Raw genomic sequence first — 15,310 nt, forward strand, 5'->3', positions numbered from 1 at the left:
AAGAATAAAGAAAAAGATGTTTGCTGAACGCGTTCTCTCTGGCATGCGACCTACAGGTAATTTGCACCTAGGTCATTACCACGGTGTTTTAAAAAACTGGGTACGCTTGCAGTCTGAGTATCCATGCTTCTTCTTTGTTGCTGATTGGCATGCATTGACCACTCACTATGAAACTCCGGATGTGATTGAGCAATCGGTTTGGGATATGGTGATTGATTGGTTGGCTGCTGGCGTAGATCCAAACCAAGCCACTTTGTTTATACAGAGCAAGGTACCAGAGCATGCCGAACTCTTCCTCTTGCTGTCGATGGGAACCCCATTAGGCTGGCTCGAGCGTGTGCCGACCTATAAAGACCAAATTGAGAAATTAAAAGAAAAAGATTTGCAGACCTATGGCTTCTTGGGTTATCCGTTGCTGCAAGCTGCTGATATCTTGATCTACCGAGCACAGCATGTGCCAGTAGGCGAGGATCAAGTGCCTCACGTAGAAATGACTCGGGAAGTTGCACGTCGCTTCAATTATCTTTATGGTCGTGAACCTGGGTTTGAAGAAAAGGCGTTAGAAGCTGTCAAGAAATTGGGTAGCAAGCGCGCCAAGATGTATGCAGAGTTGCGCGTGGCCTTTCAGGAGCGCGGTGATGAAGAGGCGCTTGAACAGGCTAAGGCCTTATTACAAGAAGCGCAAAGTTTATCGATGGCAGATCGCGAAAGACTGTTCGGCTTTTTAGAAGGCTCTCGAAAAATCATTCTGCCTGAGCCGCAAGCTTTGTTGACTTCAGCATCGCGCATGCCAGGCATCGATGGTCAGAAGATGTCCAAGTCCTACGGCAATACCATTAGCATTCGCCAGCAACCGGACGAAGTGATTAAATCCATTCGGACTATGCCCACTGATCCTGCGCGAGTTCGTCGCACTGATGCGGGCGACCCCGCACGTTGCCCCGTATGGCAATTGCATGCGGTGTATTCAGATGCACAAACCAAGCAATGGGTTGAGAAGGGCTGTAAATCAGCTGGCATTGGTTGCTTAGAATGTAAGCAGCCTGTGATTGATGCGATTCTTTTGGAGCAGCAGCCGATGTTTGAGCGCGCGCAAAAGTATTTGGATGATCCAAGCTTGTTGCGCTCCATCATTGCTGATGGTTGCGATAAGGCACGTAAAGTTGCACAAGAAACCATGAGAGAGGTTCGCGAAGCAATGGGCCTCGCTTACGATTAATGCCGCGCAAGTAATGCCTGGCACTCACAATGAACTGATTGATGCATCTGCGTGGGTAAAACGCTTTGCCTCAGCAATTCCTCAAGAAGGCTTGGTATTGGATTTGGCCTGCGGCTCTGGTAGACATTCTCTCTACCTGGCTCATTTGGGGTATTCAGTTTTGGCAGTAGATCGCGACACCACAAGTTTAGAGTCTTTGAAGCTGCCTTTAATACAGACTGAGACGCTGGATTTAGAGGGGGAGGTCTGGCCACTCGCGAATCATCAATTTGCAGGCATTGTGGTGACCAATTACCTCTATCGTCCTTATCTTGATCTTTTGCCTAATATGTTGGTTGACGGTGGCATTTTGATCTACGAAACCTTCGCTTTGGGAAATTCTGAATTCGGCAAACCCTCCAATCCTAATTTCCTCTTAAATCCAGGGGAATTGCTTACTTTAGCCCAAAGCCATGGCCTGCAGGTACTCGCTTACGAGGATATTTACGTGGATCACCCCAAACCAGCCATGATTCAACGGATTTGTGCCGTAAAAGGCGGGTTAAAAGGGCGCATTCCGTTACAATTTGCTGGTTAACTTAGCTAGAAAATTGGTACATATTCGGTGACAAACACAAGCCATTCCAAAGGTAGTCAAAAGCCCATAGCTGGCAGCATGCCAGCCATCGTTACGCCGATGTTTGAAGACGGCAGCTTGGACTTCGCTAGCTTACGGTCTTTATTGGACTGGCATGTAGCTGAAGGCACGGATGGGATTGTCATTGTGGGTACTAGCGGTGAGTCTCCAACTGTTTCTGTAGAAGAGCACTGTGAGCTGATTCGTGCAACTGTTGAGCATATTGCTGGACGCATTCCAGTCATCGCTGGCACTGGCGGTAATTCCACGATTGAGGCTATTGATTTAACCAAATTTGCTAAAGAAGTTGGTGCTGATGCCAGCTTACAAGTCGTACCTTATTACAACAAGCCCACACAAGAGGGTATGTATGCGCACTTCAAGAAGATTGCTGAGTCTGTCGATCTGCCGGTGATTTTGTATAACGTCCCTGGACGCACAGTTGCCGATTTAGCTGGTGATACGGTAGTGCGTTTGGCTGGAGTGCCGGGCATTATTGGCATTAAGGATGCAACCGGTAGTCTGGAGCGGGGCACTTTATTGCTTGACGCTCTGAAGCGCGCAGGATACAGTGATTTTTCTGTATTTTCTGGTGATGACTTGACTGCGGCCATGCTCATGTTGATGGGCGGTAAAGGGAACATCTCCGTTACTGCCAACGTTGCGCCACGCTTAATGCATGAGTTATGTGTTGCTGCGATGTCTGATGATGTGAAGCGGACACGTGAGATCCAATATCAGTTGATTGCAGTGCATAAAGCCATGTTCACAGAAGCAAATCCAATTCCAGTCAAATGGGCTCTGCATGAAATGGGAAAAATTACTGCAGGCATTCGTTTGCCTTTGACTCCCTTAAGCGCTGCATTGCGCGAACCTTTAAAGATTGCATTAAAACAGGCCGGTTTACTATGATGATTGTTGCGCAAATTCTCCGTCGAGTGATTTCGGCTGTTGCTGTTCTAGCGTTCGTGGGTTTTGGCTTAGTCGCCTGTAAATCAGTTACCTCTAACGATGCCGTTGACTATAAGAGTTCTGGCGCAGTTCGTGGCCCTAACTTATCCTATCCGCCTGATTTAATTACTTCACAAGCGGATCGTCGCTACATTGTTCAGGACGGCACTGCCACCATGTCCGAGTACAACGCGGCCGTAAAGAAGTCTGCGCAATTGCGAACCAATGTCATGACCGGTATACCGGGTATGCGCATCGCACGTGACGGTGAGCGTCGCTGGTTGGTAGTTGAAAAGCCAGCGCCTGAGCTATATCCACAGGTAAAAGATTTCTGGCAAGAAAATGGTTTTCTCTTAGTTGTTGACTCACCATCTACCGGCATTATGGAAACTGATTGGGCAGAAAACCGTGCCAAGATTGCGCAAGATTGGATTCGTTCAACGATCGGCGGGGCCCTTGATTCTGTTTATGACACAGGCGAACGCGATAAATACAAAACTCGCTTAGAAGTCAGCAAGCCCACTGAAACCGAGATTTATATTACCCAGCGTGGCGCTATTGAAAAATGTACGACTGATACCACTGGCACTTGTTTATCCACTATTTGGACTTCGCGCCCCAATGATCCTGAGTTAGAAGCTGCATTTTTGGCTCGCCTAATGGAGCGTTTGGGGATGACACAAGAGCAAGCTAAAGCGATGGTTGCAGTGCCTTTGGGACCCAAGACGGCTAAGGCTAAATTAATACAAGACGGCGTTAATAAAGCCCATATCGATGTCAACGCTGGTTTTGACCGTGCCTGGCGCGATGTTGGCTTAGCCCTTGATCGCTCAAACTTTACGGTTGAAGATAGAGACCGCTCAAACGGGGTTTACTTCGTGCGCTACGTTAATCCTAAGGACCTTGGTGATACCAAAGGCTTCTTCACTAATTTATTTAGCAGTAAGGATGACTCAAGCTTGAAAGCTAAGAAGTATCAGGTAGTGGTTAAGAAGACTGGTGATGAAGCATCCACAGTATATGTACAAGATGCGGATGGCAAACCAGAAAATACGCCAGCTGGATTACAGCTTCTCACTTTACTTACCGAGCAATTAAGTCGCTAATTATTCTCAATAAAATATGAGCAATAAAAAAGCCGCTTTTCAGCGGCTTTTTTTCTTCAAGAAGAAGATTACTTCTTAGCTTCAGGAGCAGCTGGAGCTGGAGCAGCAGCAGGAGCTTCAGCAGCAGGAGCAGCAGGAGCGGCAGCAGGAGCTTCAGCAGGTTTTGCTTCTTCTTTTTTACCGCAAGCGGCCAAAGCGATAGCTAACATTGCAGCGAATACGAGTGACTTCTTCATTTGTAATTTCCTCTTAAGAATGAACATCAATAACCGGTTATTGTTGCTAGAAAAAACTAAGGGCTAATCCCTAAGTGTTTTCCAGCAATTATTATAGCCACGTCTTTAATTCTGGATTAAAAAATTAACCAGCCTGCCGTGTAAGCCACATAAAGACTACTCTCATCGGTACTTTTGAGTCCTATTGACCGAGCGAGCTCTTTGTGGGATGAAAGATTTCTCCAGGCAAGGCATACCGCTTTTGTTTCCCTTTTGGTGACATTCTCCCCATTGCAAAAGACGGTTGCACCTAGGCTGAGGATGCGAGTCTGGGGGTGGGGTTTGAGTGCCTTGCTTCCCAAGATCTTATCAAACTCACCTGGTGAAAGTGGCTCAATAGGAGCACGGAAAATAGCCTGTTGCTTAGGTTCGCTTAAATAGGCGGTAATCCCAGGTAAAAAGCTGCTTACTTGATCAAGCTTCAAGCCTTTTAGCTTCCCTTCAATTTGCTTGATAAGTTCTGCTGGAAGTTGCTCTGCACTGGCGCTAGCCGCTTGCATCGGATCTGCAAAGTGTTGCTCTAGTTCTGGAATATCTTCCAGAGACTCTGCTAAGCGCCATAGACCTTCTTGGAGTAACTCTTTATAACTTTGTGAGCGAAACCCCACTGACCAGGTTTGACAGCCAGCATCCAGTGCAATGCCATCATGCGCAACATGGGGCGGAAGATAGAGCATGTCGCCTGGCTCTAGATCCCACTCTTGTTCAGGCTTAAAGCTTTGCAAAATTTTGAGGGGTAACTTGGGGTTGAGGCTTAAGTCTTTCTGCTCTGAAATTTGCCAGCGCCTACGACCTGCCATTTGAATTAAGAACACATCGTAAGAGTCAAAGTGGGGTCCAACACCACCACCTGGACCCGCAATACTAATCATCAAATCGTCAAGACGAGCGTCTGGAATAAATCGAAACCAGGACAGGATCTTGGCTGCTGCAGGATGATGTGCCTCCATGCCCTGAAGAAGTAGCGTCCAATGGGGGGTATCAATACTGGGTAATGCTCTTTTGTGAAATGGACCCTCTGTAAAGCTCCAAGGCTTAGCCTTGATGAGTCTAGATTCAGCAGCATCATTACCGGCGATCTTGAAAAGGCCTTCTGCAGAAATGGGGCTTGCCAAAGGTTCATTTGCTTCTTGGGCGAGCTTAAATGCTGGGATGGCGCCTCTGATCAGCATAGGCTTTTTATGCCAATAGGTTTTCATGAACTTTTGCGGGCTGATTCCCCCAAATAAGGCCCACGGCTCGTCTAGAGGCAAGGTTTTGGGTGCTTGGGGAGGCTCGTACGGCTTGCTCAAGTAAAATGAAGTCATAAAGTAAAAGCTATATAGAAACTAATTAAAAATAAATGTTTGATGAATTCCGCATGAAGATCGCAAAAAATACAATCGTATCCCTTCGCTACAAGTTAACCGATGCTCAGAATAATGTCATTGAGGAACCTGATTCTCCGATGGTATACCTGCACGGTGGCTATGACGGCACTTTTCCAAAAATCGAGACTATGTTAGATGGTCAGGATGTTGGCTATGAAGCCACTATTCAGCTCGAGCCTAATGAAGCATTTGGTGACTACGATCCAGAACTACTCAAGATTGAGCCGCGTGTGCGCTTTCCGGAGCCACTAGAAGTAGGTATGCAATTTGAGGGTGTTCCTGAAGCTGAGGCCCAAGAGGGTGCCGAAGCAGCAAGCTTAGCCGCAGAAGTTGATGATGGTGATGAAGATACTTTGATTTATACCGTCACCGATGTTGCTGACAATCAAGTGGTGTTAGATGGGAACCATCCGCTTGCTGGTATGGCTTTACGTTTCTGGGTTCAGGTAGAAGATATTCGTGAAGCAACCCGTAATGAAATTGAAAATGGCCACCCTGAAGGTGCTGAGAGTTTTATCTTTGGTATGCCAAATGATCAAGATGGGGATGATGAGGAAGATCTAGATAGTTTGCTCGACAACAGCACTCTAAATAACCCCAATCCTCGAACCTTGCACTAAGCAAGATTTATTCTAAGACTTACTCTTTAAGCCATTCTTTTAGGGCGCCAAGGTCGCGCTTGGTGTCACTCTCTTCATTTAAATTAGTGTCGCTAGCGGGGTTTCCTAATTTTGCTAAAGCTTGTTCAAGAGCGACTATCTTTGCCTCTTGCTCAAGGCTCGCGTCGATCAAACCTTTTAGAGCCATCGATACTGGATCATCCACGTTTGGGGTGATGCCATAAGCAGAAAAATATTCTTTGGTTTTGCTGTCAGAGCTTTTGGGTAAATCCGGATGCAGTACTCGCGCAGGAATACCAACTGCTGTCGCGCCAGCTGGAATTTCTTTCAGAACCACAGCATTGGAGCCAACGCGTGCACCGTCGCCCACTGTGAAGCCGCCCAGCACTTTTGCACCAGCGCTAATCACGACATCTTTGCCAAGAGTAGGGTGGCGCTTCACACCTTTATAAAGCGAGGTGCCACCTAAGGTGACGCCTTGGTAGATCGTGCAATCATCACCAATCTCAGTAGTTTCGCCAATCACAATGCCAAGGCCGTGATCTAAAAATACGCGCCGGCCAATCTTGGCCCCCGGATGAATTTCAATCCCGGTTAAAAATCTTGCAAATACGGATAACAGACGTGCAATCCACTTGAGACCAAGAGACCATAAAAAATGAGAGATACGATGCAGCCAAATAGCATGCAAGCCGGGATAGCAGGTGATGACCTCAAGACGGTTTCTTGCGGCAGGGTCACGGGCAATGATGGAGTCGACTTGGTCGAAAAGCGAATTAAGCATGGTTTGATTTTAGCGGGATACGCTTATTTTCTCAGGAGCATTTGTTTTGCGATGCCCCGAAGAAGATCAATTTCTTCTTTATGAAGCCGACTTCTAGAGAATAGGGCCTGTAGGCGAGCCATGAGCTTCTTAGGATGGGAAGGGTCAAGATAGCCAATCGCCTCTAAACCCTCTCTCCAGTGCTCCAGCATGGCCGCAACAGCAGCCGGATCTGCATAGTCAGGCAAGTCCTGAGCACCTTGAGTGACGCTAGAGGGCTTACTGAGAGCCTCTCTGAGGGTAAAAGCGCAAACCATCAGCGCTTGGGCGAGGTTTAACGAGGGATAGGCGGGGTTTGCATCGAGCCATACCCGATGGGTGCACAAGGCTAGATGTTCGTTCTCTAGACCAGTTCTTTCCGTTCCAAAGACCATTGCAACCCTCCGATGATTTGCCACGGTCTCTTGAATCAGGGCGCGGGCAGATGCCCAATCAATTGGAGGGGGCCCAAACTCACGGTCTCGACTGGTAAGACCTAAAACTAATGAACAATCTTGCAGCGAGGATTCTAGGGAATTGGATTCTTGGCTAGTCGCCAAGACATCGCCGGCACCACTAGCTAAAGCGATAGCCTCGGGTTCTTGAGCAATGCCCTTGACCTTGGGATTAATCAGGCGCAAATCACTAAAGCCCATGGTTTTAAGCGCTCGCGCAGCAGAGCCTACGTTCCCAGGGTGGCTTGTCTCAACAAGCGCCCAGCGGATTAAGTTGGCTTCTGCGGTATTCATATTAGGGTTCGGTTCGAGGCGATTTTGGTTGGAAAGGGTGTGATCGTTTAGAATCAAGCTGTTAGCTCGTTATTGTCCTGTAGTTTTCAATATCGCGAGTTTGTTCTTATTTAATTTGTCCATCAATACTATGCATCCCATGTTAAATGTGGCCATTAAGGCCGCTCGTCGTGCAGGAACCGTCATTAACCGAGCCTCCCTCAATTTGGAGCGCTTGCAGGTTGATCGCAAGCAGCACAATGATTTTGTGACTGAGGTGGACAAACAAGCAGAAGCTGCCATCATTGAAACCCTGAGTGAGGCGTACCCAAGCCACGGCTTTCTGGCTGAAGAAACTGGTGCGCGCAACGCTGATGCTGAGTATGTTTGGATCATTGATCCATTAGATGGCACAACCAACTTCATCCACGGCTTTCCTCAATATGCGGTATCAATCGCATTGGCAGTTAATGGCGTAACTCAACAAGCGGTTGTCTATGATCCAACCCGCGATGAACTCTTTACCGCTACGCGTGGCGCCGGTGCGTACTTAGATCGTCGGCGTTTGCGTGTTGCGACCCAAGATCGTTTGGCAGGTTGTTTGTTGGGAACGGGTTTTCCATATCGCGAAGACCAAGATCTTGAAAAGTATTTAAAAATATTTGCCGATATGACACGTCAGTGTGCTGGACTGCGTCGCCCAGGCGCTGCATCTTTAGACCTCGCTTATGTGGCTGCGGGCCGTTACGATGGTTTCTTTGAGAGCGATCTCAAGCCGTGGGATATGGCAGCTGGAGCGCTATTGATTACTGAAGCTGGTGGCCTGATTGGTAACTATCGTGGCGAAGAAGGCTTCTTGCAAAGTGGCGAAGTGATGTCCGCCAATCCACGGATTTTTGCCCAAATGGTTCAGTGTCTATCAAAGTACTCGACCTGCTAAAGAGGTCAGCAGGAACGAAGACTGCAGTTGTGGTGTTTACTGAGCTTTTACTAGGTCGGTGTAATGCACGCCACTCGCATCAATTCTAAGGGCGCTTGCCTTCGGTAAGCTGCTTTCGGGATGATCTAAATCCCAATCCGATAACACCCAGCGTTGCCAAGTTTGTTCATGCAACTGCTCATGATGATGAGCAGGTAGGTGGGTATGCCCATGGATTAATTTATTGCCAGACAAATCTCTTTGCAGGGCAGCGCAGGCATGTAAGGTGACGTTGGTTTTTCTAGCCCTCTCCTCAGGGGCATTACCTGCATAGCTTTGATATTGAGCAGAGCTATTGCTACGCAGATTTTTGGCAATCGACTTACGCCAATGCAAAGGCATTCTCAAGAATATTTTTTGTAGCCAAGGTTTACGAACCCAGTTGCGGAAGATTTGATAGCCAACATCAGCAGTGCATAGTGAATCACCATGGCACAGAATGTACTCATTGCCAGCAATAACAATCTTAGATGGATCTGGCAATAAAGTCATACCCGTTTTTTTAAGATAATCAGCACCAATCAGAAAGTCACGATTGCCATGCATGTAAAACGTTTTGGTTTTGGTTGAGAGATTGGCAATCGCTCTTTTAACTTCTTGCTGAAAAGGCGAATCCAATGCAGCATCATCGCCAATCCAATATTCAAATAAATCGCCTAGGATGAAAACCGCTTCGACCCCAGGGCCTTCTTTTTCACAAAAATCAAAGAAGCGTTGCGCCGTCAAAGGCATTGACGGCGTGAGGTGCAAGTCAGAAATGAGCAGGGCGCTCGAGAACTGCACAATCATTCCTCGAGAACGCTAGCCTTTTCAATCACGACATCTTCAGTTGGCACATCTTGATGAAAGCCGGAGTTGCCAGTCTTTACTTTACGAATGGCATCAACCACATCTATGCCATCAGTTACCTTGCCAAATACAGCATAACCCCAGCCTTGTGCATTTTTAGCGCTGTGATTTAAAAAATCGTTATCACCCACGTTAATAAAAAACTGCGCGGTAGCAGAGTGAGGATCGCTTGTGCGAGCCATGGCTACAGTGCCACGTTCGTTCTTCAGGCCATTGTCAGCCTCGTTTTCAATTTGGGCACCAGAAGACTTTTCTTTTAGGCCAGCAGTCATACCGCCACCTTGAATCATGAAATTATCAATCACACGGTGAAAGATAGTGCTGTCGTAGTGTCCTTTTTTGACATACTCTAAAAAGTTGGCAACAGTTTTAGGTGCCTTTGCAGAGTCAAGGGTAAGGGTGATATCACCTTTATTGGTTTTGAGAAGTACTTTCGCCATTGTTTGGTCTGCTTTCTGATCAGTTAGTGGGTGAAATAGATTTATTGCTAGCCGCTGGTTGAGCAGCTCTAGGTGTAGGCTTCAAAATCTCAAGCAATGCCTTTGCACGGTTGCTGAACATGCGCTGATTGGGTTGTGCTTCAGCTGCGTTCTCATAGGCCTTTGCGCCTAGACGAATATAGACTTCGCCCAGATTGGCTGAGGCAATAGCGTAGCTTGGACGTAGTTTGAGGGCAAGCTCCAAATAATCGCGCGCCTCAATCCACTGATTTTGGTTTGCAGCCAAGGCGGCAAGATTGTTATAGGGCTCAGGCAACTCCGGAAATTGCTGCGTAATTTCCAGTAAAGTTTTTTTGGCTTGATCAAACTGGCGCTGCTCAATTTGTAGACGTGCCTTCAAAAACCGCAGCTGCACATTGCGGGGTGATTTTTTAATGTGGGTGTTTACGAGATCGATCGCCTCAGGATATTTGCGCGCCTTGAGGAGTTTCTCCACATCAGAGGGCACTGCGTTCTTGGTGACGGGATCTGGCTCAATAATCAAGAATGAGAGGAAAGGTAGACCCACTTCCTCAGATAGCTGAGGGCTTAGAGGGTCGTAGCCCGTATTGGTAGAGAGCCTAGGTGGATCATTAGGGCCATACGCACCCAAATAGGGCTGAGTTGCAGCGGCTGGTGTTTCGCTTTGCTGTGCATTTAAGGCTTTAATTTCAGCGCTTGCTTGCTGTTGACCTGGCGTGCTGCACCCTGCTAGGCCAATAGCGACTAATAAAGTACCTAAGATCCAAATATGGATTTGACGCAATGCTGAAGGGGTAGCTGACATAAGGGGAAGGGTGTAAAACTGACTCATTCGATATACTCAGCGCTCAGTCTAACAAATTGGCGCAACTTGCCCACCTTTTATAGCCATATGCTGCAAATCTATAACACCCTTAGCCGTTCTAAACAGGTATTTAAGCCCATCGTGCCGGGCAAGGTGAAGATGTACGTCTGTGGCATGACAGTTTACGACTTTTGTCATATTGGCCATGCGCGCGTCATGATCGTTTTCGATATGGTGGTGCGCTGGTTAAGGGCAAGTGGCTATGAGGTGATTTATGTGCGCAATATCACCGATATTGACGACAAAATCATTAAGCGCGCCGTTGAGAATGGCGAACCGATTGCAGCACTGACCAATCGTTTTATTGAGGCGATGCATACTGATTCGGAAGAGCTGGGTTTAATGCATCCCGATCAAGAACCGCGTGCCACCAATTACATCAAGCAGATGCAGGGCATGATTGGCCGCTTGATCGAAAATGAGCTGGCTTATCAAGTCGATGAGGGCGATGTGAACTTTGCCGTTCGCTTATTTCCGCAATATGGACAGCTCTCAGGCAAAAGCCTGGATGAGCTTAATGCTGGCGAGCGCGTAGCTATTGGTGGTGGTAAGCGGGATCCTCTGGATTTTGTTCTATGGAAGAGTGCCAAACCTGATGAGCCTGCTGATACTCGTTGGAAATCCCCTTGGGGTGAAGGTAGGCCTGGTTGGCATATTGAGTGCTCGGCAATGTCATGTGACTTACTTGGCGAGCATTTTGATATTCATGGTGGTGGCGCAGACTTGCAATTTCCTCATCATGAAAATGAGATCGCGCAAAGTGAAGGCGCTTTGTATGGCCAAGCTCGCAAAGCTGGTGACGATCCCTTTGTTAATTACTGGATGCATAACGGCCATATTCGGGTGAACGAAGAGAAGATGTCTAAGTCATTAGGCAATTTCTTTTTAATTCGAGATGTATTAAAAAGTTTTGATCCTGAAGTAGTGCGCTTTTTTATGCTTAAGGCGCATTACCGCAGCCCCATTAATTACAGCGATGCTCAGTTAGAGGAGGCGCGTACGGGCTTGGTGCGTTTATATACCGCTCTTGCTCAAGTGCCCGTGATCAGCAATACGCCACTGGATCCTGCATCCCCATGGGTTGAGCGTTTTACAGCGGCAATGAATGATGATTTTAATACACCAGAAGCGATAGCGGTACTGTTTGATTTAGCGACTGAACTCAATCGAGCGCAAGGTGATGAGAAATCACGCTTAGCGAACACTTTAAGATCGCTTGCTGCAAGCCTCAATTTTTTGCAACGCGATCCAACAACTTTCTTGCAAGCAGGGTCAAGAGATGGTGATCAAGGTTTGGATGCCGCAGCGATTGAAGTGCAGATTGCTGCGCGTGTTGCTGCTAAACAAGCAAAAGATTTTGCAAAAGCCGATGCAATTCGCAAGCATTTGTTAGAGCAGGGCGTGGTGCTGGAAGATAAGCCAGGCGGCATTACTGAGTGGCGTAGAGCATAGTGACGCCTGTAAAAGAAAAGAGTGTGGATGTGACTGTTGAAGATATTGCCCCAGAGTATTGGGGTCAGGCGTGCACTGAACTCATGAAGCATGACCGTATCCTGAAGAAATTAATTCCGAAATACGGCTCTGGTTTTTTAGTCACCCGTGGCGATGCTTTTACTACCTTAGCGAGAGCAATTGTTGGACAACAAATTTCTGTAGCTGCGGCACAATCCGTTTGGAACAAAGTTCTGCTTGTCGCCAAAAAGAAAGTGAACCCTAAAAACATCTTGGCATTGACTGTTGAAGAGTTACGCGCCGCAGGATTGTCTGGTCGTAAGGTGGAGTACATCCGTGATTTGGCGGATCACTTTAATTCTGGTCGATTGCACAAAAATCAGTGGAAAGACATGGATGATGAAAGCGTTATTAAGGAATTAACCGCAATTCGGGGAATTGGACGCTGGACAGCTGAAATGTTCCTGATTTTTAACATGGTCAGGCCAGATATCCTGCCTTTGGACGATGTAGGCCTCATTAGGGCTATTTCCCTCAATTACTTCAGTGGAGAGCCTGTTAGCCGGCATGAGGCCCGTGAGGTGGCTGCCAATTGGGCCCCGTGGCGTACGGTTGCAACCTGGTATATGTGGAGAAGTATCGACCCCATCCCAGTTGAATATTAAAATCAAGCTATGAAAACGACTTTCCTGGATTTTGAGCAGTCAATCGCCGAATTAGAGTCGAAGATTGAAGAACTGCAATTTGTACAAGATGAATCATCAGTAGATATCTCTGATGAGATCAAAACGCTCTCTGAAAAGAGCTTACAGCTGACTAAAGATGTTTATGCCAATCTGACGCCATGGCAGGTATCGCAAGTTGCCCGTCATCCCCAAAGACCGTACACATTAGATTATCTCAATGCCTTGTTTACAGACTTCCATGAGTTGCATGGCGATCGTAATTTTGCAGATGATCAATCGATCGTTGCAGGCTTAGCGCGCTTCGGTGATGAGCCATGCATGGTCATTGGCCATCAAAAGGGGCGTGACACAAAAGAGCGCGCCTTAAGAAACTTTGGCATGAGTCGTCCAGAGGGTTATCGAAAAGCAATGCGCTTAATGCGTCTTGCAGAAAAATTTGGTCTACCAGTATTTACCTTTGTTGATACACCGGGTGCTTTTCCGGGTATCGATGCAGAAGAGCGCAATCAGTCCGAAGCGATTGGCCGAAACCTTTATGTGCAAGCTGAGCTAGAAGTTCCCATCATCGCCACGATTATTGGTGAGGGCGGTTCGGGTGGAGCATTAGCGATTGCGATGGGCGACGTTGTACTGATGTTACAAAACTCAACTTACTCAGTGATTTCGCCAGAAGGTTGCGCTTCTATTTTGTGGAAGACTGCAGAAAAAGCACCTGAAGCAGCAGAGCAATTGGGCTTAACAGCACAACGCCTGAAAACCTTGGGGCTGATTGACAAGATTGTGGCTGAGCCAGTTGGTGGCGCACATCGTGATTACGACACGATGATGGTCAATATGCGTAAAGCATTGGCCGAATCCTTAAAGACCTTCCAGGGTATGAAAGTGGATGCGCTGTTAGAGCGTCGCCATGAGCGTTTGATGAGCTATGGCAAGTTCAAGGAAATCGACAGCAAGTCTTAAGGCAAGCAAGCGAATCGCAGTTGCCTTGAGCGGCGGCCTAGATTCGGTTGTATTGCTCGATATTGTTTGCAAAGCACAGCAAACAAATCAGTTGGCCACCAAAAAGACAGACACAAAAACATCAGGCGAGGCCCCGGTCGAGATCTGGGCTTTTCATATTCATCATGGCTTACAAAAGAGCGCTGATCAGTGGCTGTTATTTTGCGAGAAGCTAGCCAAAAAATACAAAATCCATTTTGACTTTCGGCTACTGCATTTAGCGGGCGATACAACGCAAGGCAATATCGAGGCTAGAGCAAGAGCGGGACGCTATGAAGCCTTGACTGATCTTTGTCTTGAGTATGGCATTACAGACTTATTGCTGGCCCACCATCAAAACGACCAAGCAGAAACGGTTTTGTTACAGCTCTTACGCGGTGCTGGTGCTGCTGGGCTGTCTGGTATGCCAGAGCAGAGATTTTTAGATTCAGAAGCTAAAAATATTTTTCTCAAACGGCCGCTTTTGGACCAAAACAGAAAAGAGCTAGAGGCTTACGCTAAGAAAAACAAACTTAAATGGATTGAAGATCCAAGTAATCAAGACACCAGCTACCGCCGCAACGCTATTCGCAAAGAGATTATTCCGCGACTAGAAAAAATTCAGCCTGACGCAATTGCTAATTTAGCCAGAAGCGCTCAATTGATGGCTGATGCACAAGTGTTGTTAGATAGGGTTGCTCATCAAGATGGCAAAGCTATCCTTAACAAAAATCAATTGACGCTTAAGTCCTTGCTTAAGCTGGCCGAAAGAGATTTACCCGCAGCGAATAATCTCATTCGTTTTTGGCTTAAGAGTCATCAGCTTGCAATGCCCTCACAAGAACGCTTGCATTCCTGGTGGGCAGATTTAAAACAGGTTAAATCAGACTCCAAACTGGAGTGGCGCCATGATGGCTCGAGTATTCGTCTATGGCGCGGGCATTTGCAGGTGACCCAAAAAGAGCAAGATTCTCAAGAAACTGGGCAGTGGGTATTTAGACCCATCTCCTTAAGAAGCAAGACTCCCGGTCTTTCAGCGCAGTGGGTTGCTGAGTGCCAGCAGCGGGGCAGCGTGGAATTCAAAGTGCGCCAGGGCTCTGAAAAGCTGCAACTGAAGGCGAATACCCCACGCAAAACCCTGAAGAATCTCTTTCAGGAGGGTGATATCGCCCCTTGGTTGCGCCAGGCGCCATTGCTGTACATCGATGGCAATTTAATTGCTGTCGCCGGTCTTGGGGTCAGTTACCCCCACCTCAAGGCATCAGGCAAGCGAGTGCTGCCTGAATGGGTACAAAACCCTGTAAAATAAGCCCTTTTTAGACACACAGGGATTTGTTTCCCTGCTACAGATAG

The 15,310-nt window shown here is 47.3% G+C and carries 17 protein-coding genes; 10 read left to right on the plus strand and 7 right to left on the minus strand.

The window, feature by feature from the left end; genetic code table 11:
* The first annotated feature begins 16 nt into the window (after positions 1 to 16).
* The 4 genes from ICN49_RS05405 (at position 17) to bamC (ending at position 3,892) form a co-directional block, all read left to right on the plus strand.
* Positions 17 to 1,219, plus strand: coding sequence for a tryptophan--tRNA ligase (locus tag ICN49_RS05405; protein WP_216166550.1), 1,203 nt, complete (start codon positions 17 to 19; stop codon positions 1,217 to 1,219).
* A gap of 13 nt (positions 1,220 to 1,232) precedes the next feature.
* Complete coding sequence (locus tag ICN49_RS05410; RefSeq protein ID WP_216166552.1) at positions 1,233 to 1,796, plus strand: class I SAM-dependent methyltransferase; 564 nt, start codon at positions 1,233 to 1,235, stop codon at positions 1,794 to 1,796.
* Positions 1,797 to 1,874: 78 nt separating this feature from the next.
* Complete coding sequence (gene dapA / locus ICN49_RS05415; protein ID WP_216166554.1) at positions 1,875 to 2,747, plus strand: 4-hydroxy-tetrahydrodipicolinate synthase; 873 nt, start codon at positions 1,875 to 1,877, stop codon at positions 2,745 to 2,747.
* Positions 2,744 to 3,892 (plus strand): NlpB/DapX family lipoprotein, encoded by a 1,149-nt coding sequence (gene bamC, locus ICN49_RS05420; protein WP_216166556.1) that lies wholly within the window; start codon positions 2,744 to 2,746, stop codon positions 3,890 to 3,892. Before dapA ends, bamC begins: the two co-directional genes overlap by 4 nt.
* A 68-nt stretch (positions 3,893 to 3,960) precedes the next feature.
* On the opposite strand, the gene ICN49_RS05425 is transcribed toward bamC, so the two are convergent.
* Together ICN49_RS05425 and ICN49_RS05430 are read right to left on the minus strand one after the other, a co-directional pair.
* Positions 3,961 to 4,128, minus strand: coding sequence for a hypothetical protein (locus ICN49_RS05425; protein WP_216166557.1), 168 nt, complete (start codon positions 4,126 to 4,128; stop codon positions 3,961 to 3,963).
* Positions 4,129 to 4,244: 116 nt separating this feature from the next.
* Positions 4,245 to 5,474 (minus strand): cupin domain-containing protein, encoded by a 1,230-nt coding sequence (locus ICN49_RS05430; protein WP_216166559.1) that lies wholly within the window; start codon positions 5,472 to 5,474, stop codon positions 4,245 to 4,247.
* Positions 5,475 to 5,527: 53 nt separating this feature from the next.
* Here ICN49_RS05430 and ICN49_RS05435 point away from each other — a divergent pair, with 53 nt between their 5' ends.
* Positions 5,528 to 6,157, plus strand: a complete 630-nt coding sequence (locus tag ICN49_RS05435; protein ID WP_255535416.1) for an FKBP-type peptidyl-prolyl cis-trans isomerase — start codon at positions 5,528 to 5,530, stop codon at positions 6,155 to 6,157.
* Between the two features lie 19 nt (positions 6,158 to 6,176).
* Here the strand turns inward: ICN49_RS05435 and cysE are convergent, their stop codons facing one another.
* Together cysE and ICN49_RS05445 are read right to left on the minus strand one after the other, a co-directional pair.
* Positions 6,177 to 6,941 (minus strand): serine O-acetyltransferase, encoded by a 765-nt coding sequence (gene cysE, locus ICN49_RS05440; protein ID WP_216166561.1) that lies wholly within the window; start codon positions 6,939 to 6,941, stop codon positions 6,177 to 6,179.
* Positions 6,942 to 6,964: 23 nt separating this feature from the next.
* A complete protein-coding gene (locus ICN49_RS05445; protein ID WP_216166563.1) occupies positions 6,965 to 7,708 on the minus strand; it encodes an RNA methyltransferase in 744 nt (247 codons plus the stop codon).
* 130 nt (positions 7,709 to 7,838) lie between these two features.
* On the opposite strand from ICN49_RS05445, the gene ICN49_RS05450 reads away from it, so the two are divergent.
* Entirely contained in the window at positions 7,839 to 8,627 is a 789-nt protein-coding gene (locus ICN49_RS05450) for an inositol monophosphatase family protein (protein WP_216166565.1), read from the plus strand.
* 36 nt (positions 8,628 to 8,663) lie between these two features.
* On the opposite strand, the gene ICN49_RS05455 is transcribed toward ICN49_RS05450, so the two are convergent.
* From ICN49_RS05455 to ICN49_RS05465, 3 genes are read right to left on the minus strand one after another with little or no spacing between them, the layout of a single operon-like run.
* A complete protein-coding gene (locus tag ICN49_RS05455) occupies positions 8,664 to 9,455 on the minus strand; it encodes a UDP-2,3-diacylglucosamine diphosphatase (RefSeq protein ID WP_216166567.1) in 792 nt (263 codons plus the stop codon).
* Positions 9,452 to 9,955: a peptidylprolyl isomerase gene (locus ICN49_RS05460; RefSeq protein ID WP_216166569.1), complete on the minus strand. Its 504-nt coding sequence runs from the start codon at positions 9,953 to 9,955 to the stop codon at positions 9,452 to 9,454. The genes ICN49_RS05455 and ICN49_RS05460 overlap by 4 nt, the downstream gene beginning before the upstream one ends.
* 19 nt (positions 9,956 to 9,974) lie before the next feature.
* Positions 9,975 to 10,781, minus strand: coding sequence for a tetratricopeptide repeat protein (locus ICN49_RS05465; RefSeq protein WP_216166570.1), 807 nt, complete (start codon positions 10,779 to 10,781; stop codon positions 9,975 to 9,977).
* A gap of 87 nt (positions 10,782 to 10,868) precedes the next feature.
* Here ICN49_RS05465 and cysS point away from each other — a divergent pair, with 87 nt between their 5' ends.
* From cysS to tilS, 4 genes are read left to right on the plus strand one after another with little or no spacing between them, the layout of a single operon-like run.
* A complete protein-coding gene (cysS, locus tag ICN49_RS05470) occupies positions 10,869 to 12,293 on the plus strand; it encodes a cysteine--tRNA ligase (RefSeq protein ID WP_216166572.1) in 1,425 nt (474 codons plus the stop codon).
* Positions 12,293 to 12,958 carry a DNA-3-methyladenine glycosylase family protein gene (locus tag ICN49_RS05475; protein WP_216166574.1) on the plus strand — a complete coding sequence of 222 codons (666 nt, stop codon included), beginning with the start codon at positions 12,293 to 12,295 and terminating at the stop codon, positions 12,956 to 12,958. Before cysS ends, ICN49_RS05475 begins: the two co-directional genes overlap by 1 nt.
* Positions 12,959 to 12,967: 9 nt before the next feature.
* Entirely contained in the window at positions 12,968 to 13,939 is a 972-nt protein-coding gene (locus tag ICN49_RS05480; RefSeq protein WP_216166576.1) for an acetyl-CoA carboxylase carboxyltransferase subunit alpha, read from the plus strand.
* Positions 13,905 to 15,266, plus strand: a complete 1,362-nt coding sequence (tilS, locus tag ICN49_RS05485) for a tRNA lysidine(34) synthetase TilS (RefSeq protein ID WP_216166578.1) — start codon at positions 13,905 to 13,907, stop codon at positions 15,264 to 15,266. Before ICN49_RS05480 ends, tilS begins: the two co-directional genes overlap by 35 nt.
* Positions 15,267 to 15,310: the final 44 nt, after the last annotated feature.

The sequence above is a fragment of the Polynucleobacter finlandensis genome (assembly GCF_018881755.1).
Lineage (GTDB): Bacteria > Pseudomonadota > Gammaproteobacteria > Burkholderiales > Burkholderiaceae > Polynucleobacter > Polynucleobacter finlandensis.

Excerpts from the sequence above, each read along its gene's own strand:
- ICN49_RS05405 (WP_216166550.1), top strand. The coding sequence starts at position 17 with ATGTTTGCTGAACGCGTTCTCTCTGGCATGCGACCTACAGGTAATTTG.
- ICN49_RS05410 (WP_216166552.1), top strand. The coding sequence starts at position 1,233 with ATGCCTGGCACTCACAATGAACTGATTGATGCATCTGCGTGGGTAAAA.
- dapA (WP_216166554.1), top strand. The coding sequence starts at position 1,875 with ATGCCAGCCATCGTTACGCCGATGTTTGAAGACGGCAGCTTGGACTTC.
- bamC (WP_216166556.1), top strand. The coding sequence starts at position 2,744 with ATGATGATTGTTGCGCAAATTCTCCGTCGAGTGATTTCGGCTGTTGCT.
- ICN49_RS05425 (WP_216166557.1), bottom strand. The coding sequence starts at position 4,128 with ATGAAGAAGTCACTCGTATTCGCTGCAATGTTAGCTATCGCTTTGGCC.
- ICN49_RS05430 (WP_216166559.1), bottom strand. The coding sequence starts at position 5,474 with ATGACTTCATTTTACTTGAGCAAGCCGTACGAGCCTCCCCAAGCACCC.
- ICN49_RS05435 (WP_255535416.1), top strand. The coding sequence starts at position 5,528 with ATGAAGATCGCAAAAAATACAATCGTATCCCTTCGCTACAAGTTAACC.
- cysE (WP_216166561.1), bottom strand. The coding sequence starts at position 6,941 with ATGCTTAATTCGCTTTTCGACCAAGTCGACTCCATCATTGCCCGTGAC.
- ICN49_RS05445 (WP_216166563.1), bottom strand. The coding sequence starts at position 7,708 with ATGAATACCGCAGAAGCCAACTTAATCCGCTGGGCGCTTGTTGAGACA.
- ICN49_RS05450 (WP_216166565.1), top strand. The coding sequence starts at position 7,839 with ATGCATCCCATGTTAAATGTGGCCATTAAGGCCGCTCGTCGTGCAGGA.
- ICN49_RS05455 (WP_216166567.1), bottom strand. The coding sequence starts at position 9,455 with ATGATTGTGCAGTTCTCGAGCGCCCTGCTCATTTCTGACTTGCACCTC.
- ICN49_RS05460 (WP_216166569.1), bottom strand. The coding sequence starts at position 9,955 with ATGGCGAAAGTACTTCTCAAAACCAATAAAGGTGATATCACCCTTACC.
- ICN49_RS05465 (WP_216166570.1), bottom strand. The coding sequence starts at position 10,781 with ATGTCAGCTACCCCTTCAGCATTGCGTCAAATCCATATTTGGATCTTA.
- cysS (WP_216166572.1), top strand. The coding sequence starts at position 10,869 with ATGCTGCAAATCTATAACACCCTTAGCCGTTCTAAACAGGTATTTAAG.
- ICN49_RS05480 (WP_216166576.1), top strand. The coding sequence starts at position 12,968 with ATGAAAACGACTTTCCTGGATTTTGAGCAGTCAATCGCCGAATTAGAG.
- tilS (WP_216166578.1), top strand. The coding sequence starts at position 13,905 with ATGGCAAGTTCAAGGAAATCGACAGCAAGTCTTAAGGCAAGCAAGCGA.